General features: G+C 69.6%; 21 protein-coding genes. 2 read left to right on the top strand and 19 right to left on the bottom strand.

The features are described from left to right. Positions 1-95 precede the first annotated feature (95 nt). Positions 96-2,243 carry a protein-disulfide reductase DsbD family protein gene (locus tag MKL20_RS02495; RefSeq protein WP_244035348.1) on the top strand — a complete coding sequence of 716 codons (2,148 nt, stop codon included), beginning with the start codon at positions 96-98 and terminating at the stop codon, positions 2,241-2,243. 13 nt (positions 2,244-2,256) lie between these two features. Here the strand turns inward: MKL20_RS02495 and phoB are convergent, their stop codons facing one another. The 6 genes from phoB to pstS all read right to left on the bottom strand — a co-directional run bounded on the left by phoB (position 2,257) and on the right by pstS (position 8,016). Then, positions 2,257-2,952: a phosphate regulon transcriptional regulator PhoB gene (gene phoB / locus MKL20_RS02500; protein ID WP_243945579.1), complete on the bottom strand. Its 696-nt coding sequence runs from the start codon at positions 2,950-2,952 to the stop codon at positions 2,257-2,259. Between the two features lie 175 nt (positions 2,953-3,127). Beyond that, positions 3,128-3,850, bottom strand: coding sequence for a phosphate signaling complex protein PhoU (phoU, locus tag MKL20_RS02505; RefSeq protein ID WP_244035349.1), 723 nt, complete (start codon positions 3,848-3,850; stop codon positions 3,128-3,130). A gap of 315 nt (positions 3,851-4,165) precedes the next feature. Continuing rightward, the gene (gene pstB, locus MKL20_RS02510) at positions 4,166-4,981 is read right to left on the bottom strand and encodes a phosphate ABC transporter ATP-binding protein PstB (RefSeq protein ID WP_244035350.1); all 816 of its coding nucleotides are present in this window, start codon (positions 4,979-4,981) and stop codon (positions 4,166-4,168) included. A gap of 22 nt (positions 4,982-5,003) precedes the next feature. Then, entirely contained in the window at positions 5,004-5,900 is an 897-nt protein-coding gene (gene pstA / locus MKL20_RS02515; RefSeq protein ID WP_244035351.1) for a phosphate ABC transporter permease PstA, read from the bottom strand. A gap of 12 nt (positions 5,901-5,912) precedes the next feature. After that, on the bottom strand, positions 5,913-6,890 hold the full coding sequence (gene pstC, locus MKL20_RS02520) for a phosphate ABC transporter permease subunit PstC (protein WP_244035352.1): 978 nt from the start codon (positions 6,888-6,890) through the stop codon (positions 5,913-5,915). Between the two features lie 85 nt (positions 6,891-6,975). Continuing rightward, entirely contained in the window at positions 6,976-8,016 is a 1,041-nt protein-coding gene (pstS, locus tag MKL20_RS02525) for a phosphate ABC transporter substrate-binding protein PstS (RefSeq protein WP_244035353.1), read from the bottom strand. Positions 8,017-8,281: 265 nt separating this feature from the next. Here pstS and MKL20_RS02530 point away from each other — a divergent pair, with 265 nt between their 5' ends. Next, a complete protein-coding gene (locus tag MKL20_RS02530; RefSeq protein WP_244035354.1) occupies positions 8,282-8,542 on the top strand; it encodes a hypothetical protein in 261 nt (86 codons plus the stop codon). A 78-nt stretch (positions 8,543-8,620) separates the two neighbouring features. Here the strand turns inward: MKL20_RS02530 and MKL20_RS02535 are convergent, their stop codons facing one another. The 13 genes from MKL20_RS02535 to murC form a co-directional block, all read right to left on the bottom strand. After that, positions 8,621-8,821, bottom strand: coding sequence for a hypothetical protein (locus MKL20_RS02535; RefSeq protein WP_244035355.1), 201 nt, complete (start codon positions 8,819-8,821; stop codon positions 8,621-8,623). Between the two features lie 117 nt (positions 8,822-8,938). Continuing rightward, positions 8,939-10,612, bottom strand: coding sequence for a DNA repair protein RecN (gene recN / locus MKL20_RS02540; RefSeq protein ID WP_244035356.1), 1,674 nt, complete (start codon positions 10,610-10,612; stop codon positions 8,939-8,941). A 179-nt stretch (positions 10,613-10,791) separates the two neighbouring features. Further along, entirely contained in the window at positions 10,792-11,673 is an 882-nt protein-coding gene (locus MKL20_RS02545) for an outer membrane protein assembly factor BamD (protein WP_244035357.1), read from the bottom strand. A 191-nt stretch (positions 11,674-11,864) separates the two neighbouring features. Further along, complete coding sequence (gene lpxC / locus MKL20_RS02550; RefSeq protein ID WP_243968727.1) at positions 11,865-12,812, bottom strand: UDP-3-O-acyl-N-acetylglucosamine deacetylase; 948 nt, start codon at positions 12,810-12,812, stop codon at positions 11,865-11,867. A gap of 438 nt (positions 12,813-13,250) precedes the next feature. Beyond that, positions 13,251-15,017 (bottom strand): cell division protein FtsZ, encoded by a 1,767-nt coding sequence (ftsZ, locus tag MKL20_RS02555; RefSeq protein WP_243968725.1) that lies wholly within the window; start codon positions 15,015-15,017, stop codon positions 13,251-13,253. Between the two features lie 92 nt (positions 15,018-15,109). Continuing rightward, complete coding sequence (gene ftsA, locus MKL20_RS02560; protein WP_244035358.1) at positions 15,110-16,432, bottom strand: cell division protein FtsA; 1,323 nt, start codon at positions 16,430-16,432, stop codon at positions 15,110-15,112. Positions 16,433-16,484: 52 nt separating this feature from the next. After that, positions 16,485-17,441: a cell division protein FtsQ/DivIB gene (locus MKL20_RS02565; RefSeq protein WP_244035359.1), complete on the bottom strand. Its 957-nt coding sequence runs from the start codon at positions 17,439-17,441 to the stop codon at positions 16,485-16,487. Then, entirely contained in the window at positions 17,408-18,331 is a 924-nt protein-coding gene (locus MKL20_RS02570) for a D-alanine--D-alanine ligase (RefSeq protein WP_243968718.1), read from the bottom strand. The genes MKL20_RS02565 and MKL20_RS02570 overlap by 34 nt, the downstream gene beginning before the upstream one ends. Positions 18,332-18,366: 35 nt before the next feature. Then, positions 18,367-18,723, bottom strand: coding sequence for a type II toxin-antitoxin system PemK/MazF family toxin (locus tag MKL20_RS02575; RefSeq protein WP_244035360.1), 357 nt, complete (start codon positions 18,721-18,723; stop codon positions 18,367-18,369). Then, positions 18,710-18,943 (bottom strand): AbrB/MazE/SpoVT family DNA-binding domain-containing protein, encoded by a 234-nt coding sequence (locus MKL20_RS02580; RefSeq protein ID WP_243968714.1) that lies wholly within the window; start codon positions 18,941-18,943, stop codon positions 18,710-18,712. The genes MKL20_RS02575 and MKL20_RS02580 overlap by 14 nt, the downstream gene beginning before the upstream one ends. A gap of 30 nt (positions 18,944-18,973) precedes the next feature. Continuing rightward, positions 18,974-19,906 (bottom strand): UDP-N-acetylmuramate dehydrogenase, encoded by a 933-nt coding sequence (murB, locus tag MKL20_RS02585; protein ID WP_244035361.1) that lies wholly within the window; start codon positions 19,904-19,906, stop codon positions 18,974-18,976. Further along, on the bottom strand, positions 19,903-20,442 hold the full coding sequence (locus MKL20_RS02590; protein WP_244035362.1) for an endonuclease domain-containing protein: 540 nt from the start codon (positions 20,440-20,442) through the stop codon (positions 19,903-19,905). Before MKL20_RS02590 ends, murB begins: the two co-directional genes overlap by 4 nt. A gap of 5 nt (positions 20,443-20,447) precedes the next feature. Continuing rightward, positions 20,448-21,854: a UDP-N-acetylmuramate--L-alanine ligase gene (gene murC, locus MKL20_RS02595; protein WP_244035363.1), complete on the bottom strand. Its 1,407-nt coding sequence runs from the start codon at positions 21,852-21,854 to the stop codon at positions 20,448-20,450. Positions 21,855-21,980 lie beyond the last annotated feature (126 nt).

A 21,980-nucleotide genomic window follows, 5' to 3' on the forward strand; every position in this document is an offset into this window, starting at 1 on the left:
CCCCGCGCTATAAGCGCTCCCGTCACGGAAGAGCCCGCGCCGGTCCCGAAGGCACCCGGGTGAAACCGCGACCGCTTCGCGCGCGAAGGAACAGCATGATCCGCCGCCTCGCCTTCCTGCTCCTGATGCTCGCCGCGAGCCTGTCGGCCGCGTCGGCGCAGGGCTTCCGCACGCCGCCCGATCTCGTGCGGGCGAGCCTCGTGGCCGAGCCGGTGGCGGTGGCCGGGGCGCAACCATTCACGCTGGCGGTGCGGATGCAAGTGAAGCCGGGCTGGCACGTCTACTGGCGCAATCCCGGCGATTCCGGCCTGCCGCCGGAGGTGACCTGGACCCTGCCGGCGGGCTTCAATGCCGGTGCGATCCGGTGGCCGGCGCCTGAGCGCATCGCCATCGCGACCCTGATGAATTACGGCTACGAGGGCGACGTCACGCTGCTCGTGCCGGTCACGCCGCCGCCGAGCCTCGACCCGGCCGATCCGGTGCGGATCCAGGCCAAGCTGACCTATCTGGTCTGCGAGACCGAATGCGTGCCGGGCTCCGCCGATCTCGCCCTGACCCTGCCGGTGGGCGAGCCCCGGCCGGATGCCGGCCAAGCCGCCCTGTTCGAGCGCGCCCGGGCCGCCCTGCCCGCCCGGGCGCTCTGGCCTGTGCGCCTCTCGAGCCAGGGCGATACGCTGCAGCTCGATTTTGCCGCGACCGGCCTCAAGCCCGAGACGATCAAGGGCGTGGCCTTCTTCCCCTATTCCGAGACCGCGATCGACAACGCCGCCGCCCAGGTGATGACGATCGACGAATCCGGCCTGCATCTCACGCTCGCCCGGAGCAACCCGGCCGAGCCGGCACCGGCCGCCCTGCCGGGGGTGCTGACCGTGGAGGAGGCGACCGGCGCCGGCACGCACCGCCTCGCCTTCGCGTACGGAGACGAGCCGGTCCCGCCGGCCTCGGCGGTGGCGGCCGAGACCTTGGCGACGCCGCCGCCCGCCCCCGCGTTCGACGCGCTGACGCTGGCGACCGCGGCCGCGCTCGCCTTCCTCGGCGGCCTGATCCTCAACCTGATGCCCTGCGTCTTCCCGGTCCTGTCGATCAAGGTGCTCAGCCTCGTGCGGCACGCGGGCGAGAGCACCGCCCGGGTCCGGTTGCACGGCCTCGCCTACACGGCCGGCGTCTTGGCGAGCTTCCTCGGGCTGGCCGGTCTGTTGCTCGCCCTCAAGGGCGGCGGGGCGGCGATCGGCTGGGGATTTCAGTTGCAATCGCCGGCCGTGGTCGCCGGGCTTGCTTACTTACTTCTCGCGATGGGCTTGAGCCTGTCGGGTGTGTTCCATCTCGGCGGGCGTCTCGCCGGCCTCGGCGACGGGCTGGCCCGGCGCTCGGGGCTCAGCGGTTCGTTCTTCACGGGCGTGCTCGCGACCCTGGTGGCGACCCCCTGCACGGCGCCGTTCATGGGCTCGGCGGTGGGCTTCGCCCTGACGCAGAGCGCCGGCGTCGCCCTCGCGGTGTTCGCCAGCCTCGGCCTCGGCCTCGCCCTGCCCTTCCTGGCGCTCACCCTGTGGCCGCCGGCCCTGCGGGCGTTGCCGCGGCCGGGCGCCTGGATGGAGACCCTGAAGCAGGTCCTGGCCTTCCCGGTCTACGCGACGGTGGCGTGGCTGGTCTGGGTCCTGGCGCAGCAGGTCGGTCCGCAGGGGCTGCTCGCCGCGCTGATCGGCCTGGTGCTGGTGGGCTTCGCCGCCTGGGCGTGGGAACACGGGCGCGCTGCGTCACCGCAGGTCGGGCGGATCGTCCAAGGACTTGCGGCGCTGACGATTGTGGCAGTCGCGGCGCTCACCCTGACCCTCGACCGCGACCGGGCCGCCCCAGCCGCCCAGGCGGCCGCCAACGGCATCGAACCGTTCACCCAGGCCCGCCTCGACACCCTGGTGAACGAGCACCGGCCGGTCTTCGTGAACATGACCGCCGCCTGGTGCATCACCTGCGCGGTCAACGAGACGACCTCGCTCTCGACCAAGGCCGTGCGGACCGCGATGGCGGACAGGGGTGTCACCTACCTGAAGGGCGACTGGACCAACCAGAACCCCGAGATCACCCGCCTCCTGGAGACGCACGGGCGCAGCGGCGTGCCGCTGTACCTGCTCTACACGGGGACCGGCGAGCCGCAGGTGCTGCCGCAGATCCTCACCGAGGGGACGGTTCTGTCGGCCCTGGAGACGGTGCCGGCTGCCGGCAAGAGCGCGGCGCTGGCCCGCTGACCGGAACGGCGCGCTAGGCTTCCAGCGAAAACGTCTCGTCGAAGGCGTAGCCCGAGCCTCGGACCGTGCGGATCGGGTCGGCCTGCCGCGGGGCGTTGAGCGCCTTGCGCAGGCGGCCGACATGCACGTCCACGGTGCGCTCGTCGATGTAGACGTCGTGGCCCCAAACCCCGTCGAGGAGCTGCTCGCGGGAGAAGACCCGGCCGGGCGCCAGCATCAGGAATTCGAGCAGCCGGAACTCGGTTGGGCCGAGATGCAGTTCCTCGCCGGCGCGGCGGACCCGATGGCCGGTGCGGTCGAGCTCGATGTCGCCCGCTGCCAGACGATCGGCGACATGGGAGGGTTTGGCCCGGCGCAGCAGCGCCCGCACCCGGGCGAGCAGCTCCGGGACCGAGAACGGCTTGACGATGTAGTCGTCTGCACCCGTGCCGAGGCCCCGGACCCGATCGCCCTCCTCGCCGCGGGCGGTGAGCATGATCACCGGTAGCCGCTCGGTCTCGCGCCGGGCCCGGATGCGGCGGCACAGCTCGATCCCCGAGAGGCCCGGCAGCATCCAGTCCAGCAGAACGAGATCGGGCGTGCGCTCGGCCAGAAGCAGCTCCGCGTCGTCGCCGCGCGTGGCGGAATCCACCAGAAAACCCTCGGCTTCGAGGTTGTAGCGCAGCAGGGTGGTCAGGGCCTCCTCGTCCTCGACGATCAGGACTTGCATGCTCACGTTCGATAACCTGTTCCGTAGACGGCACCGGACGGCTCGCCCGCGCCGGATCGCCCGAGCGGGACGATGGTGCGGCAGTCGCCGCGCTCCCTCAACCCGCCCGCACCCTCAATCTGACTCTGCCCCACAAGAGGATTGCGCGTTGCCCGGACGCAACGCGGTCCGCGCGTCACGGGGCCGTGGCGGCCGGGCCGACCGTCGCGTAATTCGACGCATCGTTCTTCGGCCGCTCTCCGGCCAGCGTATCGCCCGTGGCGAGGTAGTGGATCGTCTCGGCGATGTTGGTGGTGTGGTCGCCGATCCGCTCGACGTTCTTGGCGCAGAACAGCAGATGCGTGCAGAACGAGATGTTGCGCGGATCCTCCATCATGTAGGTCAGGAGTTCGCGGAACAGCGAATTGTATAGGGCGTCGATCTCGCCATCCCGTTCCCAGACATCGTAGGCGGCCTTGACGTCGCGGCTGGCATAGGCGTCCAGGATGTCCTTGAGCTGCGCCTCGGCGAGGTCGCTCATGTGGCGCACGCCGAGCACGATCTTCTGGGCGGGCGCCTGATCGGAGATCGCGACGACCCGCTTGGCGACGTTCTTGGCAAGGTCCCCGATCCGCTCGAGGTCGCCGGAGACGCGGATCGCCGAGATGGTCTCGCGCAGGTCGATCGCCAGCGGCTGGCGCCGGGCGATGAGCAGCACGGCCCGCTCCTCGATATCGCGCTGGAGCGCGTCGAGCCGCTTGTCTGCGAGGATCACCGCCTGGGCTAGGGTGTCGTCCCGGCGAACCAGGGCGTCGGTCGCCTCGGCGGCCATCTTCTCGGCAACGCCGCCCATCTCGGAAATCGAGCGGCGGAGGTCATCCAGGTCGGTGTCGTAGGAGCTGACGATATGGCCGGGCATGGTGGATCCTTCGATGGCGTCCCGCAAACCTTGATCCGCGAGGTCTGGCGGAAACCCGCCGCTCCGAGCACGGATACCGCGGCGCGTTCCCCGGTATCCAATCCCTTGCGCAGTCTAGGACATGAGACGGAGAGTTGAGGATCGATGTCCAAAACCCAACACCCAACCACAATCGGCTGAACCAAGCCGATGTTCCCGGATCAACGCAGCATGTTCCGGAGCCGCACCGGCAGCCTTGCGATCGGGCGCGGCTCCAAGTCTTGTGGGTGGCATCCGAATGGGCGCCGGAACGGTACTCTACTTTACGGCGAATGCTCAGCCGAACCGGCCGGTGATGTAATCCTGCGTCCGCTGCTCGACGGGATTCATGAACATCCGGTTGGTCGGGCCGAACTCGATCAGTTCACCGAGATACATGAAGGCGGTGAACTGCGAGATGCGCGCCGCCTGCTGCATGTTGTGGGTCACGATGACGATGGTGAATTCGTCGCGCAGCTGCTCGATCAGCTCCTCGATGCGGCCGGTGGAGATCGGGTCGAGCGCCGAGGTCGGCTCGTCGAACAGGATCACCTCCGGGCTCTGGGCCACGGTGCGGGCGATGCACAGGCGCTGCTGCTGTCCGCCCGAGAGACCGGTGCCGGCCTGGCGCAGCTTGTCCTTGACCTCGTCCCAGAGGGCGGCCTTGCGCAAAGCCTGCTCTACCCGCCCGTCGAGTTCGGATTTCGGCAGCTTCTCGTAGAGGCGCAGCCCGAAGGCGACGTTGTCGTAGATCGACATCGGGAACGGCGTCGGCTTCTGGAACACCATGCCGATGCGCGCGCGCAGCTCGTTCAGGTCGACGGAGGGGTCGAGCACGTTCTGGCCGTCGAGCAGGATCTGCCCCTCGGCCCGCTGCTCCGGGTAGAGGCTGTAGATCCGGTTGAAGCAGCGCAGCAGGGTGGACTTGCCGCAGCCGGACGGTCCGATCAAAGCCGTGACCTGCCGGTCGTGGAAGTTGATGTCGACGTTCTTCAGCCCGTGGAAGCTGCCGTAGTAGAAGTTCAAACCCTTCACGGCGATCCGGACCGCCCCGCCCTCGTTGGCGTGGTTGCGGGTGAGATCGACCGTGGGGATCGCGGAGGCGGCGTTCATCGTCGTGTCCTCGAGAAGGGTCTTAGCGCGACATCTGCGGCTTGATGACGAGACGGGCGATGATCGACAGCACCAGGATCGTCGCGGTGATCAGGAGCGCCCCGGCCCAGGCGAGGCTCTGCCAGTTCGGGTAGGGCGACAGGGCGAACTGGTAGATCATCACCGGCAGGTTCGCGACGCCGCCCATCAGGTCGGGCGAGAACCAGGAATTGTTGTTGAGCGCCGTGAACAGCAGCGGCGCGGTCTCGCCGGCGATGCGGGCCAGCGCCAGGATGATCCCGGTGACGATGCCGGCCGAGGCCGCCCGCCACGTGACGCTCATGATTACCGTCGAGGGCGGGGCGCCCAGCGCCGCACCGGCCTCGCGCAGGGTGCCCGGCACCAGGCGCATCATGTCCTCGGTGGTCCGCACGATCACCGGTACGGCGATGATCGCGAGCGCCACGCCGCCGGCCCAGCCCGAATAGGTCCCCATCGGCCGCACCATCAGGGTGTAGACGAACAGACCGATCAGGATCGACGGCGCCGAGAGCAGGATGTCGTTGAGGAAGCGGATCAACCCGGCGATCTTGGAGAACCGGCCGTACTCGGCCAGGTAGGTCCCGGCCATGACGCCGATCGGCGTCGCGATCGTGATCCCGATCCCGGTGAGCACCAGGCTGCCGAGGATCGCGTTGGCGATGCCGCCGCCCTCGGAGCCGGGTCCCGGGGTCGGGTGCGTGAACATGGCGGGCGTGAAGCCCTGCACGCCCTGGATGATCAGCATCAGCAGGATCGAGCCGAGCACCACGGCGCCGACGATCGTGGCGACCAGGCAAGCGGTCCGCAGCACCCGGTCGGCGATCCGCCGGCTGGAGCGGACGCGCCCCGTGCGGTGCGGTGCAGATTCGGAGAGGGTCATGGGGTTGGACGCGTCCATCGTGAGCCCTCCTCAGGCAGCCTTGACGCGGCGCGTCAGCAGCCGGGCGATGATGAGCACCACGAAGGTGATGACGAACAGGATGCAGCCCAGAGCCATCAGCGCGTTGAGCTGGAGACCGTCCGCCTCGTTGAACTCGTTGGCGATGCGCGACGCGATGGTCGAGCTCGGGTCGAAGATCGAGGCCGAGAGGCGGTTGGCGTTGCCGATGACGAAGGTCACCGCCATCGTCTCGCCGAGCGCCCGCCCGAGCCCGAGCATGATCGCCCCGATGATCGAGACGGAGGCCTGCGGCACCAGCACGTGGCGGACCACCTCCCAGGTGGTGCAGCCGATCCCGTAGGCGCTCTCGCGCAGGACGGTGGGGATCTGGTCGAGCATGTCGCGGGCGATCGATGCGATGAACGGCACGATCATGATCGCCAGGATGATGCCGGCGGTGAACACGCCGACGCCGGACGGCACCCGGGCGTAGAACAGCGTGCCGACGATCGGCATGCCCTCGACAAGGTTGGAAACCGGGATCTGGATGAAGCGCGCGAAGAGCGGCGCGAACACGAACAGGCCCCACATGCCGTAGATGATGCTCGGCACCGCGGCGAGCAGCTCGATGGTCATCGCCACCGGCTTGCGCGCCCAGCCCGGGCAGAGCTGCGTGAGGTAGACGGCGATCCCCAGGGAGACCGGCACGCCGATCAGCAGCGCCAGGGTGGCCGAGGCCACGGTGCCGATGACGGCGACCAGGGCGCCGTACTGCTCGGTCCCGACGTTCCAGGCGCTCGAAGTCAGGAAGGCGAAGCCGAATTCGCGGAAGGCGGGCCAGCCGCCGTACAGGATCGACCCCAGGATTCCGGCGAGCACGACGAGCACGAACAAGGCCGCGCCGTAGGAGCAGACCCGGAACAGGGTGTCGAGGCTCCGGCTCGGCCCTTTGCGCGCGGCGGCGGCGCGGGGTCGTGCGAGGGCAATCGTCTCGGTCAAAGCGGGCATCCGCGATTCTCTGCGAAGGGGGCGTGGTAGCGCGGTGCGGGCCGCGGCGCGAGGGAGGGGGCGACACACCCCCTCCCCGTCTCACTCACATGTTGAAGACGGGCTTACCGTCCTTACCCTTCACGGATTTCCACTCTTCGTGGATCAGACCGACGACGTTGTCCGGAAGCGGGACGTAATCGAGGTCCGAGGCGAGCTTGTCGCCGTTCTTGTAGGCCCAATCGAAGAACTTGAGCGTATCGGCGGCCTTGGCCGGATCAGCCGGTTCCTTGTGGACGAGGATGAACGTCGCCGCCGTGATCGGCCACGCGTCGTCGCCCGGCTGGTTGGTCAGCGAGATACCGAAGCCCGGCGCCGACTTCCAATCGGCGCTGGCGGCCGCCGCCTGGAATGCCTTGTCCTCCGGCTGCGGATACTTGCCGGCCTTGTTCTGCAGCAGGGCGTAAGCGAGCTTGTTCTGCTTGGCGTAGGCGGATTCGACGTAGCCGATGGCGTTCGGCACCTGCTTCACGGTGGCGGTCACGCCTTCGTTGCCCTTGCCGCCCTGCCCGACCGGCCAGGAGATCGTGGTGGCCGCGCCGTATTCCTTCTTCCAGGTCTCGGAGGCCTGGGACAGGTAGGTGGTGAAGATGTTGGTCGTGCCCGAGGCGTCCGACCGGTAGACCGGGGTGATGGTGGCGTCGGGGAGCTTCAGGCCCTCGTTGAGCTTCGCGATCCGCGGATCGGACCACTTCGAGATCTTGCCGGCGTAGATGTCGGCCAGGATGTCGCCGGTGAGCTTCAGCTTGCCGGGCTCGAGGCCGGCAATGTTTACCACCGGCACGACGCCGCCCATCACGGTCGGGAACTGGACGAGGCCGTCCTTGGCCAGCTGCTCGCCCTTGAGCGGCGCGTCGGTGGCGCCGAAATCGACGGTCTTGGCCTGGATCTGCTTGATGCCGCCGCCCGAGCCGATGGACTGGTAATTCAGTCCGGAGCCGGTCTCCTTGCGGTAGGCTTCGGCCCACTTGGAGTAGACCGGGAACGGGAACGTGGCGCCGGCACCCGTGATATCGGCAGCGAGTGCCGCGGACGCCAACTGAACCGTCGCGAGGCCGACGGCGAGCGCGTAAGCGAAGGGTCTCAAGGGTATCTCCGTTGCCGTCGGGCGAAAGCCTGCGCCTCCCTGCCGGCAAGCCCATGCCCGCGGCAGAGCTGTGCGGCCGGTCTTCCAAGAGAGCCGGCGCCGGCCGCCCGATGGGCCGGGCGTTACGACAGAGAGATGACACCGCCATGACACCGCGCCGCACCAAAGACGGCACGGTTCGGGGCGCTCGCGCGTTCAAGCCCGGTGTCGGCCCCGGCCGATCGGCGGACGATGCTGCCCGCGTCTTCAGGAAGGTGTTCGGATCGTGGCTGACCAGGGGACCGACGCAGAGAAAGGTCCCGACGCGGCAGGTTCGGACGCCGCATGGCTCGCGCTGCATGCCGACCGTGAGGCCGTGGAGCGCGCGCTGACCTTGGCGCAGGCGCGCCAGCGCTTCGGCACCGATGCCGACGCCATCGCCCAGGCGCGCGTCGAGGAGGCCGAACTTCTGGTGGATCTCGATCGGATCCTGACGCAGATCCGGGCGGCGGAATACCGCCGGCAGCCCGGTTCGCGGCGCTGGTAGCGCTGGGCGTTGCGTCCGAAAAAAACTTTCCGCGGAAACGAAAACTGATTCGGGGATAATGCGTCCCGGACGGGAGCCTTATCCGGCCCGACGCAGCTCCCGCTCCTTCTGGCGCAGGCGCAGGAGCAGTTCCACGTGGGTGTCGGTGATCGGCTGCCTGTCGACGCTGTCTTCGTAGACGGTGCGGAGCGTCAGCCCGAGCTGCTGCGTATCGATCGCCTGTTTGAGGGACCGACCCGGATGCGGGCGCCCCTCGGACGCGACGATTGACGGCTTCATGCGTTCCTCCCGCCCTTCAACCGCGCGCTCCTGACCACGGTCCCGGGATGCAATCAGTCTCGTCAAAAATGGTTAATGAAGCGTTACACTCAACCAACGGTTAAGGTTGACGCGCGTTCACGCATCCGCGCCCTGGAGCAGCCGGGCCGCCGCCGCGCGAGCCTCGTCGGTCACCGTGGCGCCCGCCAGCATCCGGGCGATCTCCTCGCGGCGCTCTGCCACGGGCAGGCTCGCCACCCGGGTGGCGACGCGACCGGCGCCCTTCACGGGGGCCTTGGCGATGAGGAAATGCGTGCTCGCTCGGGCGGCGACCTGAGGCGCATGGGTCACCGCCACCACCTGCACGGTGCTGGCCAGCCGGGCGAGGCGCAGGCCGATCGCATCGGCGACCGCGCCGCCGACCCCGGTGTCGATCTCGTCGAAGATCAGGGTCGGGGCCGAGCCCTTGTCGGCGAGCACCACCTTCAGGGCCAGCATGAAGCGCGACAACTCGCCGCCGGAGGCGACCTTCATCATCGGGCCGGGCTTGGTCCCGGGATTGGTCTGCGCCCAGAACTCGACGCGGTCGATGCCGGCGGGGTCGCGCGCCTCCGGGTCGGTGGCGATCTCGGTGATGAAGCGGGCGCGCTCCAGCTTCAGCGGCGGCAGCTCGGCCTTCACGGCGGCGTCGAGCTGCTTGGCCGCCCGGCGGCGGCCGGCGCTGAGTTTTTCCGCCGCCTCGGCATAGGCGGCCTCGGCCTTGGCGCGGGCCTGTTCCAGACCTTCGAGGGCGGCCTCCCCGGCATCGAGGGTCGCGACCTCGCCGGCATAGCGCTCGGCCAGGGCGGCCAGCTCGTCGGCCGGGACGTCGTACTTGCGGGACGCCGCCCTGAGCGCGAACAGCCGCTCCTCCGCCCGCTCCAGGTCGCGCGGGTCGAACTCGGTTTCGGAGACGGCGGCGTCCAGCACCGCGCGTGCCTCGTCGAGGGCGACCATGGCGGCGTCGAGGGCGTTGACGCAGGGATCGATCAGGGCCGGAAGCTGACCGGCCCGGCGCTCGAGCTTGCGCAGGGCGGCCGAAAGGTGCGGCATCCCCGAATGCGGGCCGCCGACCGCGTCCAGGGCCTCGTTCAGCTCGCGGGCGACCTTTTCCGATTGCTGCATGACGCTGCGGCGCTCGGCGAGCTGGGCCTCCTCGCCGGACTGCGGCGCCAGGGCGGCGAGCTCCTCCACGGCGTGGCGCAGGAAATCGGCCTCCTTGCGGGCCGCATCGATACGGGCGCGGTGCTCGGCGAGTTCGGCACGCGCCGCGCGCACGGCCTTGGCCGCCGCCGCGACCTTGGTCAGCTGGGTCTGCAGGCCCCCGAAGGCGTCGAGGATCGCCCGGTGCGAGGCCGGGTCGGCCAAGGCCCGGTCGTCGTGCTGCCCGTGGATCTCCACGAGCGCCGCGCCGATCGCCCGCAGGACCTGCACGCCGACCGGCTGGTCGTTGACGAAGGCGCGGGTGCGGCCGTCGGCCATCTGGGTCCGGCGCAGGATCAGGTCGCCCTCGGTGTCGATCTCGGCCTCGGCCGCGATCGCGCGCGCCGGGTGATCCAGGGGCAGATCGAACACCGCGGTGACGCCGCCCTGCGGCTCGCCGTGGCGCACGAGCCGGCCGTCGCCGCGACCGCCCAGGGCCAGGGCGAAGGCGTCGAGCAGGATCGATTTACCCGCGCCCGTCTCTCCGGTCAGGACACTCAGCCCCGTCCGGAAATTCAGTTCGAGCCTGTCGATCAGAACGATGTCGCGGATCGCGAGCTGCGCCAGCATGCGGCGACGGGATTCCTGAGGATGGGACCGCAGACATAAGGCCGCTGCGGCGCGGATTCACCCCAAAAATGCGTCGCGGCGCATCTCCGGTGACGCGGGGCTGCGCGGACGAGAAAGGCCCGGAGCGGCGGCTCCGGGCCTTGGGGCTTGATCGGGCAGGCCGCGGCCTGCCGGTGACGTCACTCAGCCGAGGCGGTCTTGCCCGTCACGGTGCGGTAGATCTTGGAGAGGAACGAGCCCTTCTCCTCGCGGGGCTCGACGCCGCCCGTGGCCAGGAGCGCGTGCGCGTCCTTGTACCAGGGGCTGTCGGGGAAGTTGTGTCCCAGCACGGCCGCGGAGTTCTGCGCCTCCTGGGTGATGCCGAGCGCCCAGTACGCCTCGGTCAAGCGCTCGAGCGCTTCTTCGGCGTGGCGGGTGGTCTGGTATTTGGCGACGACGTCGCGGAACCGGTTGATCGCGGCCGGGAAGTTGCGCCGCTCCAGGTAAAAGCGGCCGACCTCCATCTCCTTGCCGGCGAGCTGGTCGCGGGTGATCTGGATCTTGGAGCGGGCGTCGGCCGAGTACTCGGAGGTCGGGTACTTCTGGACCAGCTCCTGCAGGGCGACCAGCGCCTTCTCGGACCGGTCCTGGTCGCGGGTCACGTCCGGGATCTGCTTATAGTTCGACATCGCCATCAGGTACTGCGCGTAGGCCGCATCCTTGCTGGCCGGGTGCCGCTGCAGGTACCGCTTCGCGGCGCTGATCGCCTCGTCGTATTTCTGGCCTTCGTAATTGGCGTAGGCCGTCATCAGCAGCGCCTTCCGAGACCACTCGGAATACTGGTACTGCTTGTCGAGATTGTCGAACTTCTTGACGGCGCCCTCGTAGTCGCTGTCCTCCAGCTTGGCCAAGCCCTCGCTGTAGAGCTTGTCCGCCGGGACATCCGGCACGACCTCGGGTTTGTATTTCTCGGCGAAGAGGCTGGTCGGGTCGAAGTCGCAGCCGCCGAGACCCAGGCCGAGAACGGCCACGAGGGGCGCCATGAAGGCCGCCGCCCGGCGATGACGAATGGTGACAGGCATCTGGCGCTCTTTCCCGGAACCGGCGCACGTCCCGCGCCGTCGTGCCATCGCGTGAGTGGATCCGGCCCGACCGGGCCGTGCCCGTCGTTCACGGACCATTAAACCGTGACGTTTGATTCGGGCACGAAAGCGGCAAGGCTGCGGCAGCCTGGATCAGTTGCCGGCTGTGTCCCGCGGGTGACAGGTCGGGATCAGAGCTCGCCGGCGAAGGCGGCGATGCCGAGGCCGACGCCGAGTTCCGAGAGCACGGTCTCGCGGCGCGAGCCCTGCGCCTCGACGATGGCGTAGTTGGATCGGTCGGCGAACAGGGCGGAGAGCACACCGACATTCATCCGGTGGCCGCCGCAATAGGAGCGGTAGGCCCCCTGGATCGGCAGGCCGGCCAGCGCGAGGTCGCCGACCGCGTCGAGGATCTTGTGGCGGACGAACTCGTCCGGGAAGCGCAGGCCCTCAGGGTTGACCACGGCGGTCTCGCCGACCGCAACGGTGTTCTCCAGGGAGGCGCCCAGCGCGAAGCCGGCTTTCCAGTAGCGCTCAACGTCCTTCATCATGCCGAAGGTGCGGGCGCCGGCGATCTCGCGGCGATAGGTGGCGGGCGACAGGTCCATCGCCTTGCGCGAGCGGCCGATCACCGGGCTGTCGAAATCGATCTCCACGTCGAGGCGGAAGCCCCGGTCGATCGGGCGCAACTCGGCGAAGGCGCGGCCGGTCTCGATGCGGACGTGCCGCAGGACCTTCAGCCAGCGGCGCGGCGTACCGCAGGAGGCAATCCCGACCGAGTCGATGGCCTGAACGAATTGGAGGGCGGACCCGTCGAGGATCGGCATTTCAGGCCCGTCGATCTCGACGAGGGCGTTGTCGACGCCCAATCCGTAGAGGGCCGACATCAGATGCTCGATGGTGGCGACGGCACCGGTCTCGACGTCACCGATGACGGTGCAGAGCTCGGTGGCGGAAACGAGGGCGTGGTGGGCCTTGATCAGGCGGTCGTTGCCGTGGGTGGTGCTGGTGCGAAGAAACGCGATGCCATGATTGGCTGGCGCGGGCCGGATGGTGATCTCGGCCGGGTTCCCGGAATGGACCCCTACGCCCGAGAGCGTCACCGGCCCCTTCAGGGTCGTCTGTTTATGCGTTCGCATTCATTAGCCCCCGGCCGCAATCAGGTCCCGCCATCCCTAACCGGGGATGGTGAGGAAACTGTCCGATCCGTCCGCTGCTTGAAGCCCCTATCGCGCTATCAGGTTGTGTCCTGCAGCGCGTCTCATTGGTCTGCGAGTGTCTATAGCTGCACCGCACAGGGCAGCCAAATCACGGATTCTTACGCTCTGTTACAGACACGCTTGTTGCTTGGAGCCGCTAAAAACCTGACGGCACAAAGGCTTAAAGCTTGGTTAATGCGTGGCTAACCGACGGCCATTCTGTGGCGCGGCTGCATCAGGCAGCTGGGGATAGCGTCACAAACGTTAACCGCGCTGTGACTCCAGTCCTCCAGATCGACAATCAAAGGTTGTATCGCTGCAGCGCGAAGAGCCGGCGGTTTCCCGCCGGCTCCGCAACTCGTCGGTGATCGAGGCCGTTCAGTTCGCCTGGCGGCGGAGGAAGGCCGGGATCTCGAGCTGGTCGTCGTCCATCATCCGCGACTGCGGCGCGATGCGGCCCTGGGCGTCGAGGCCGCCCTGGGCCGGCCGGTATTGCGGCGCCTGCGGAAGCGGAGCGCGCGGGGCCGGCGGCACATGCGGCTGAGCCAGGTGCTGCGGCTGGGCCAGTTGGGGCTGCGCCATATGCGGCTGCGGCGCGACCGGGGCCGCGGCCCGCGGGGCGGGCACGCCCTCCATCTCGTCGCGCCGGCCGCCGAAGCCGACGGTGGCGAGACGACGCAGCAGCGAGGTCCGCTTGGACTCGGGTGCCGCTTCCTCGGCCGCCCGGTTCGCCAGGATCTGGTTCTGGGCGATCGGCGGCAGCTCGTGGATCTGCGGCATCCGCGGGGCGCGGGCGAGCGGCGCGGCGGCCGGGGCTGCCGGACGCGGCGGCACGAACGGGCCGGCCTGGAACTGCGGCGCGGGCTCGGCCTGCTGCGGGGCGGGAGCCGGGACGAACGGCGCGGCGGCGCGCGGCTGGGCCGGGGCGAGCAGGACCTCGTCACGAGCGACCGGCGCGGGAGCCTCGAACCGGGTCTCGGTCCGGGCCTCGGGGGCCGGCTGCGGGGCGGCCGGCGCCGGGTTCTGTGCGGGGGCCTGGGCGACCGAGTCCGTGCGGATGCTCGGAACCGGCGAGGACGCGCGGGCGCGGGCCTCCGCGCGCAGCCGCTCGGCGACCTCGGCGATGCGCTGCTCGGTCTCGGCGATGACCGGGTTGTTGGTCGCGTTGGCCGAGATCAGCAGCGGCTCGATGCCGGTGGCGACCACCGAGACGCGGATGATGCCGTCGAGGCTCTCGTCGAAGGTGGCGCCCAGGATGATGTTGGCGTCCTGGTCGACCTCCTCGCGGATGCGGGTGGCGGCCTCGTCGAGCTCGTACAGGGTCAGGTCCGAGCCGCCGGTGATCGAGATCAGCAGGCCGCGGGCGCCCTTCATGGAGACGTCGTCGAGGAGCGGGTTGGCGATGGCGGCCTCGGCGGCGCGGTTGGCGCGCTTCTCGCCCGACGCCTCGCCGGTGCCCATCATGGCCTTGCCCATGCCGCGCATGATCGCCCGGACGTCGGCGAAGTCGAGGTTGATCAGGCCTTCCTTGACCATCAGGTCGGTGATGCAGGCGACGCCCGAGTAGAGCACTTGGTCGGCCATCGCGAAGGCGTCGGCGAAGGTGGTCTTCTCGTTGGCGACCCGGAACAGGTTCTGGTTCGGGATCACGATCAGGGTGTCGACCGCGGCCTGCAGCTCCTGGATGCCGGACTCCGCCGTGCGCATGCGGCGCACGCCCTCGAACTGGAACGGCTTGGTGACGACGCCGACCGTCAGGATGCCCATGTCGCGGGCGGTGCGGGCGATGACCGGCGCGGCGCCGGTGCCGGTGCCGCCGCCCATGCCGGCGGTGATGAAGCACATGTGGGCGCCCGAGAGCTGGTCCCGGATCTCGTCGATCACCTCGTCGGCGGCGGCGGAGCCGACCTCCGGGTGCGAGCCGGCGCCCAGACCCTGGGTGACGCCCAGGCCCATCTGGATCACCCGCTCGGCCTTCGAGGAGGTGAGCGCCTGCGCGTCGGTGTTGGCGACCACGAACTCGCAGCCGAGCAGGCCCGACTCGATCATGTTGTTGACTGCGTTGCCGCCTGCGCCGCCGACACCGAAGACGGTGATGCGGGGCTTGAGTTCCCGGATGTCCGGCGCCTGGAGGGTAATGGCCATGGTGTCGAGCCTCTCGCTTACTCTGCTTTCCGTCCGGCGCTGCGGCGCCGATATTTTTTCGATCCCCCGCCCGTGAGGGCGGGGGTGAAACTCTAGAAGCTCTCTCGGAGCCAGCGGCCGACCCGGCTGATGTACCGGTCCGATCCCGTGGCCGCGAAGGCGCCGTGCCCCCGCGGCTCGAAGTGCTCGGCATGTGCCACCTGCGGGTAGACCAGCAGGCCGACGGCGGCCGAGAAGGCCGGTCCCTTGGCCGCCTCGGGCAGGCCGCGGATCCCCAGGGGGCGGCCGATCCGGACCTGACCCTGGAGGATGCGCCGGGCGACCTCGGGCAGGCCTACGAGTTGGCTGGCGCCGCCCGTTAGGACAACCCGCCGGCCGGCCTGGGCGGCGAAGCCGGCATCCCGCAGACGGTCGCGGACCAGCTCGACCACCTCCTCGACCCGCGGCTTGATGATCCGCACCAGCTGCGAGCGCGGGATGTGGGCCGGGGCCTCGCCCTCGTCCTCGCCGACCCCGTGCACGGCGATCATGTCGCGCTCGTCGGACGGGGTGGAGAGGGCCGAGCCGTAGAGGGTCTTCAGCCGCTCGGCCGCGGCCATGCGGGTTGAGAGCCCCCGGGCGATGTCCATGGTGACGTGGTGGCCGCCGACCGCGACCGCGTCCACGTGGACGAGGTGGCCGCCCGAGAACACCCCGACGCTGGTGGTGCCGCCGCCCATGTCGACGACGCACACGCCCATCTCGGCCTCGTCGTCCACCAGGGCCGAGAGCCCGGCGGCATAGGGCGTGGCGATCACCGCCTCGACCCCGAGATGGCAATGCTCGACTGCCAGCATGACGTTGCGGGCGGCGGCGAGCTCGCTGGTGACGACGTGCAGGTCGACCCCGAGGGCCTCGCCGATCATGCCCGAGGGATCGATGACCGCGCCCTGTCCGTCCAGCGCATAGCCGGTGGGGAGCGCGTGCAGCACCGCCCGGCCGGGGCTGACGCCGTGGGCGCTCGCCGTCTCCAGCACCCGCTCGACATCGCTGCCGGTGACGGTGCCGGAGCGGACGTTCACCCGGGCCTGGAAATGCTGCGAGGCGAGCCGCCCGCCCGACATGTTGACGATGACCGACTGGACCTCGACCTTCGCCATCCGCTCGGCGGCGTGCACCGCCTGGCGGATCGCGCCCTCGGCGGCGGCGAGGTCGACGATCGCCCCGCCTTTCAGCCCCAGGGAGCGCTGGTGGCCGATGCCGATGATCCGGGCGAGGTGCGTCCGGCCGCGCAGGGTCGAGAGCGCTTCGGCGGGCTGCAGCTCGGCGATGAGGCAGACGACCTTGCTGGTGCCGATGTCGAGCACCGACAGGGTGGTCGAGCGTCGGGCCGAGAGCGGCTTCAGTCGCGGCGTGAGGCCGTGTTGGCTGTGCATTGACACTACCGGACGCAGAAGGCGGGACGGGCGGAGATTGCGGTTGAGGGCATCAGCTGGCCGCGCCCTTCTTCTTCGCCTTCTGGGCTTCCGCGCGGGCGGCGGCGGCCTCCTCGGTCAGGCGCACCACCAGGCGGTCGGGCATGCGCAGGTCCACCGCGATGATGTCCTTCTCGAGCAGGCCGGCCTCGCGCTCGAACCGGACGAGGCGCGCGAGCGCTGCGGCGGGGTCGATTTCGGGCAGCCGCACGTCGACACCGTCGAGCTTGAGCGTCCAGCGGCGGCCGGAGACGTAGGTCCCGGCCTTGATCCGCTCGGAGAGCGGCCCGGCGGCGGCGATCAGGGCGAGATATTCCGGAAGCTTGTTGTTGGCGTCGTCGCCGACGACCAGGGGCAGGCTGGCGTAGCGGTCGTCCCGCATGGCGTCGATCACGGTGCCGTCGGCGGCGATCACGTTGATCTCGCCGTTCTTCTGCCAGAGGGCGGCGGGTTCGCGCTCGACCTGGGTGATCGCGATCTCGTTGGGGTAGATCTTGCGGACCGAGGCCTGGGCGATCAGCGGCACGGCGAGCAGCTTCTCGCGCACCGCGACGACGTCCAGGAACGGAACGGACGAGCGCCAGTCGATCCCGGCGGCAGCCAACACCTCACGCTCGTACATCCGCGAGATGCCCGAGATGGTCACGCGCTCGACGCCGAAGCCGAGGACCCGCGCGGCGATATCGAGGGGCCGGCCCTGCTCGGTCACGAAGGACTCGTAGCGCCCGCTCGCCACGAAGCCGGCGAGCGCCACGGCGGCGAGGGACACGGAGACGCCCACAGTGCCGACGCCCCGCGGCAGGCGCCCGGTCAGCTGCTGGCCCTTGCGGGACCGGCGCACCGAGAGGGAGCGGGCAGGAGCGCGTCCGGTGAGCCGATCCAGCGCGGCGCCGAGGAGGCGCGCAGGAAGGCTGCGACCGGCAGCGTCACCGCCGCTCAGCGATTCAGAGAAGCGTCCTCCACCATCCATCGGACGAGCTCACCGAAACCCAGGCCCGCATGGGCCGCCATCTCAGGCACAAGGCTCGTCTGGGTCATGCCGGGTTGCGTGTTGACCTCCAGAACCACGAGCAGACCGGTTCCACCCGGTGTGTCGTCGTAGCGAAGGTCGGCACGGCTGACGCCCCGGCAGCCCAGTGCTTGATGCGCCGTTAACGACAGTTCTTGGACACGCTGGTAAACATTTGGTTTAAGTTCGGCCGGCAGCACGTGCACCGAGCCCCCCGGGGCGTACTTCGCGTCGTAGTCGTACCACTCCCCCGTGGAGGCCTTCACCTCGATCACCCCGAGGGCCTTGTCGCCCATCACCCCGCAGGTGAGCTCGCGACCGGCTATGTAAGGTTCTGCAAGGACTTGCTCGCCGAACTTCCACTCTTCCGAGGCCAGGATCTGGGGCGGGTGCGACCGGCCGTCGCGCACGATGATGACGCCGACGGAGGAGCCTTCGGCGATCGGCTTGACCACGTAGGGCGGCGGCAGCGGGTGGTTTTTCGCGGCCTCGAAGCGGTTAACGATCCGGCCCGCCGGCACGTCGACCCCCGCGGCGTGCATCACGGTCTTCGCCCGCTCCTTGTTCATGGCGAGCGCCGAGGCGAGCACGCCGGAATGGGTGTAGGGGATCTTCAGGATCTCCAAGAGGCCCTGGATCGTGCCGTCCTCCCCGTCCGGGCCGTGCAGGGCGTTGAAGGCCACGTCCGGCCGCAGCTCCGTGAGCACGGAGGCGATATCCGGGCCGACATCGACCCGGGTCACCCGGTACCCTTCCCCTTCGAGCGCCGCGGCGCAGGCCGCGCCGGAGCTGAGCGAGACCTCGCGCTCGGCGGAGGTGCCGCCCAGGAGGACGGCGACGTGCTTGGACATGGTGGGCTCCGGGGAAAGCTGGGTCGAGGATCGGGTCACGCGTGGCCGACCATGCCATGGATCGCGGCATAGACCGCCGCCGCCGCGTCGGGATTCAGGGTGCCGAGGCGGCGGAGGATCCGGTTGGGTTCGATGCAGGCGATTTTCAGCGGACGGACCACGGAGGCGACGCCGAGGCCGGCCGCTCCGAGATCCGCGATCGGAATGTCGCCGGCCATGCGGGTGTTTCGGGCGCTCGTGATCATCGCGATCCACACATAGCCGGCCTCTGCGACCGCGGTGCCGGACACGACGAGTGCGGGACGCCGCTTCTCGGCCAGCCGGTCCGAATAGGGGAACGGCACGACCACGATGGTGCCGGCCGGGACGCCTGGGGTCTCAGAGGTCGGCATAGTCTTCGTCGTCGATGGGGCCGCCCCATTCCGTGAACGCCACGAACGGATCCTCCCCTTCCGGCGGAGCCTTGTCGATCTGGATGCCGTCTGGCGTGATCCGGTAGCGCAGACGATCGCCCGGGCCGATGGCGAGACGCTCGCGCACCTCGGCGGGCAGCACGGTCTGGCTCTTCACGGAGATTTTCGAATAGGCGGTGCGGGCGATTTTTTCCGGCATCGCATAGGCCCCTCCGGTGCGACTTACAGCTTACCGGCTTACCATCGTCGGATCCACGCCGATCCGCCGGATCTCCCAGCGCAGCTCGACCCCGCTGGTCTCCCGAACTCGGCGCCGGACCTCCTCGCCCAGCCCTTCAATGTCGGCGGCGGTGGCACCGCCGGTGTTGATCAGGAAGTTGCAGTGCATCGGCGAGACCTGGGCGCCCCCCCGGGTCAGGCCCCGGCAGCCGGCGGCGTCGATCAGCTGCCAGGCCTTGCCCCCCTCCGGGTTGGCGAAAGTCGAGCCGCCGGTGCGCTCGCGGATCGGCTGCGCGGCCTCGCGCGCGGCGGTGACGCGCTCCATCTCGGCCTCGATGGCGGCGCGGTCGCCGGGCTTTCCGCGGAACAGCGCGCGCGTGAAGATCACGTCCTCGGGCGCATCGGAATGGCGGTACGAAAAGCCCATCGCGGCGTGGCTGAAGCGGCGCAGCGCGCCGGTCCGGTCGATGCCGTGGGCCTCGACCAGCACATCCGTGGTCTCGCCGCCATGGGCGCCGGCGTTCATCCGCAGGGCGCCGCCGATGGAGCCCGGGATACCGCGATAGAAGGCGAGCCCATCGAGCCCGGCCTCGGCCGCTGCCTTCGCGAGGCGCATGTCCGGCACGGCGGTGCCGACCTGCAGGGTGTCGCCATCGATCGCGATGCCGCCGAACGCCTTGCCGCCGAGGCGGATCACCACGCCCGGCACCCCACCGTCGCGGACGATCAGGTTCGAGCCGAGGCCGATCACCGTCACCGGCACGTCGGGCTCCAGGGCAGCGAGCAGGAGCGCGAGATCCTCCTCGTCGGCCGGGGTGAACAGCACTTCGGCCGGACCGCCGACCCGGAACCAGGTGAGGTCGGCCAGCGGCTGGTCGGCGAGCAGGCGCCCGCGCAGGGCCGGCGCGGCGGCGCGGATTCGGTCGTGGAGCGATGCGGTCATGGGTTGATCTCCCCTCTCCCCGCACGCGGGGAGAGGGATGCGACGACCCTGTCGTCGTCGCATCGAGGCGGCAGCCGAGGGTGAGGGGGCGGCTCCGACAAAGGCTCGTCCGGAGCCGCCCCCTCACCTTCGCCCTTCGGGCTTGCCGCGCCGACGACGCGGTCGTCGCGGCCCTCTCCCCGCGTGCGGGGAGAGGGGGGCAGCGCGGCCAGGATGGTGTCCAGGACCGCACCGATATTTTCCGCGATCTCGGGATTCCAGTAGCGGAGAACGCGGTAGCCTTGCGCGGTCGGCCATTCATCTCGAACCTGATCGCGCGTATTGTCCGCGTGCTGGCTGCCATCGATCTCGACGATCAGGCGCGCCTCGCGACAGCAGAAATCCGCGACGTAGCGCCCGACCGATTCCTGCCGCACAAACTTGAAGCCGGCGAGACGTCGATCGCGCAGGCGGTTCCAGAGATGGCGCTCCGCCTCCGTTTGGGATTGGCGCAGATGCCGACGGAATCGCGCGCGTTCCGTCTGGGCCGATCGCATCCCCCTCACTTCCCCCGCGCGGCGAGTTCGCCCGGGAGCGCGTAGGCCCATTGGGTGATCGTGCCGGCGCCCAGGCACACGACGTAGTCGCTGGGCTTGGCGAGCTCGGCGATGATCCCGGCCAGCTCTTCCGGCCGGTCGAGGGGGCGGGCGTCGCGGTGGCCGCGGGAGCGCAGGCCGGAGACCAGGGCGTCGCGGTCGATCCCCTCGATCGGCGCCTCGCCGGCCGTGTAGACCGGGGCGACGATCACCGTGTCGGCGTCGTTGAAGCAGGTGCAGAAATCATCGAACAGCGAGGCCAGCCGGGTGTAGCGGTGCGGCTGCACCACCGCGATGACGTTGCCGTCGGTCGAGGCGCGGGCGGCCTTGAGCACCGCCTTGATCTCCACCGGATGGTGTCCGTAATCGTCGAAGATCGTGGCGCCGTTCCACTCGCCGGTGCGGGTGAAGCGGCGCTTCACGCCACCGAACCCGGCGAGCGCCCGCCGGATCGCGTCGTGCGAGACGCCGAGCTCGTTTGCCACGGCCAAAGCCGCGGTGGCGTTGAGCGCGTTGTGCTTGCCGGGCATCGGCAGGACCAGGTCTTCCATCTCCATGCGGAAGCCCGGGCGCCGGTCGCGGATCATCACGCGGAAGCGGCTCTGGCCGCCCTTCAGGTCCACGTCGAGCAGGCGCACGTCGGCCTGGGGGTTCTCGCCGTAGGTGATGATCCGCCGGTCCTCGATATGGCCGACCATGTCCTGCACCACCGGGTGATCGGTGCACATCACCGCGAAGCCGTAGAACGGGATGTTGTCGATGAAGCGCCGGAACGCGTCCTTCACCGCCTCGAACGAGCCGAAATGGTCGAGATGCTCGGGGTCGATGTTGGTGACGATGGCGACGTCGGCCGGCAGCTTGAGGAAGGTGCCGTCGGATTCGTCGGCCTCCACCACCATCCAGTCGCCCTCGCCCATGCGGGCGTTGGTGCCGTAGGCGTTGATGATGCCGCCGTTGATCACGGTCGGGTCGAGGCTGCCGGCATCGAGCAGGGTCGCGACGAGCGAGGTCGTCGTGGTCTTGCCGTGGGTGCCCGCGATGGCGACGCAGGACTTGAAGCGCATCAGCTCGGCCAGCATCTCGGCGCGGCGGACCACCGGCAGGCGGCGTTCGCGGGCGGCCTGAAGCTCCGGGTTGTCCCGGCGGATCGCGGTCGAGACCACGACCAGGGCGGCCGCGTCGACGTTCTCGGCCTGGTGGCCGACGAAGGTGCGGATGCCCTTCTCGGCCAGCCGGCGGACGTTGGCGTTGTCCGAGGCATCGGAGCCCTGGACCGTATAGCCGAGGTTGCTCATCACCTCGGCGATGCCGGACATGCCGATGCCGCCGATGCCGATGAAGTGGATGGGGCCGAGCTTGTCGGGCAGCTTCATCTGTCGTCGTACCTTCCGTAAAGTCATGGTTTCAAAAGGTCTGGGACCTTTTGCGGGTGCAGGGCGGAGCCCTGCTGTCGGGCCTTGCCCAACGCATCAGGGCTCCGCCCTGACAACCCGCCAAAG

This window comes from Methylobacterium sp. E-066, assembly GCF_022829635.1.
Classification (GTDB): domain Bacteria; phylum Pseudomonadota; class Alphaproteobacteria; order Rhizobiales; family Beijerinckiaceae; genus Methylobacterium.

Excerpts from the sequence above, each read along its gene's own strand:
- MKL20_RS02495 (WP_244035348.1), top strand. The coding sequence starts at position 96 with ATGATCCGCCGCCTCGCCTTCCTGCTCCTGATGCTCGCCGCGAGCCTG.
- phoB (WP_243945579.1), bottom strand. The coding sequence starts at position 2,952 with ATGCAAGTCCTGATCGTCGAGGACGAGGAGGCCCTGACCACCCTGCTG.
- phoU (WP_244035349.1), bottom strand. The coding sequence starts at position 3,850 with ATGCCCGGCCATATCGTCAGCTCCTACGACACCGACCTGGATGACCTC.
- pstB (WP_244035350.1), bottom strand. The coding sequence starts at position 4,981 with ATGAACGCCGCCTCCGCGATCCCCACGGTCGATCTCACCCGCAACCAC.
- pstA (WP_244035351.1), bottom strand. The coding sequence starts at position 5,900 with ATGGACGCGTCCAACCCCATGACCCTCTCCGAATCTGCACCGCACCGC.
- pstC (WP_244035352.1), bottom strand. The coding sequence starts at position 6,890 with ATGCCCGCTTTGACCGAGACGATTGCCCTCGCACGACCCCGCGCCGCC.
- MKL20_RS02535 (WP_244035355.1), bottom strand. The coding sequence starts at position 8,821 with ATGAAGCCGTCAATCGTCGCGTCCGAGGGGCGCCCGCATCCGGGTCGG.
- recN (WP_244035356.1), bottom strand. The coding sequence starts at position 10,612 with ATGCTGGCGCAGCTCGCGATCCGCGACATCGTTCTGATCGACAGGCTC.
- MKL20_RS02545 (WP_244035357.1), bottom strand. The coding sequence starts at position 11,673 with ATGCCTGTCACCATTCGTCATCGCCGGGCGGCGGCCTTCATGGCGCCC.
- lpxC (WP_243968727.1), bottom strand. The coding sequence starts at position 12,812 with ATGCGAACGCATAAACAGACGACCCTGAAGGGGCCGGTGACGCTCTCG.
- ftsZ (WP_243968725.1), bottom strand. The coding sequence starts at position 15,017 with ATGGCCATTACCCTCCAGGCGCCGGACATCCGGGAACTCAAGCCCCGC.
- ftsA (WP_244035358.1), bottom strand. The coding sequence starts at position 16,432 with ATGCACAGCCAACACGGCCTCACGCCGCGACTGAAGCCGCTCTCGGCC.
- MKL20_RS02565 (WP_244035359.1), bottom strand. The coding sequence starts at position 17,441 with ATGGATGGTGGAGGACGCTTCTCTGAATCGCTGAGCGGCGGTGACGCT.
- MKL20_RS02570 (WP_243968718.1), bottom strand. The coding sequence starts at position 18,331 with ATGTCCAAGCACGTCGCCGTCCTCCTGGGCGGCACCTCCGCCGAGCGC.
- MKL20_RS02575 (WP_244035360.1), bottom strand. The coding sequence starts at position 18,723 with ATGCCGACCTCTGAGACCCCAGGCGTCCCGGCCGGCACCATCGTGGTC.
- MKL20_RS02580 (WP_243968714.1), bottom strand. The coding sequence starts at position 18,943 with ATGCCGGAAAAAATCGCCCGCACCGCCTATTCGAAAATCTCCGTGAAG.
- murB (WP_244035361.1), bottom strand. The coding sequence starts at position 19,906 with ATGACCGCATCGCTCCACGACCGAATCCGCGCCGCCGCGCCGGCCCTG.
- MKL20_RS02590 (WP_244035362.1), bottom strand. The coding sequence starts at position 20,442 with ATGCGATCGGCCCAGACGGAACGCGCGCGATTCCGTCGGCATCTGCGC.
- murC (WP_244035363.1), bottom strand. The coding sequence starts at position 21,854 with ATGAAGCTGCCCGACAAGCTCGGCCCCATCCACTTCATCGGCATCGGC.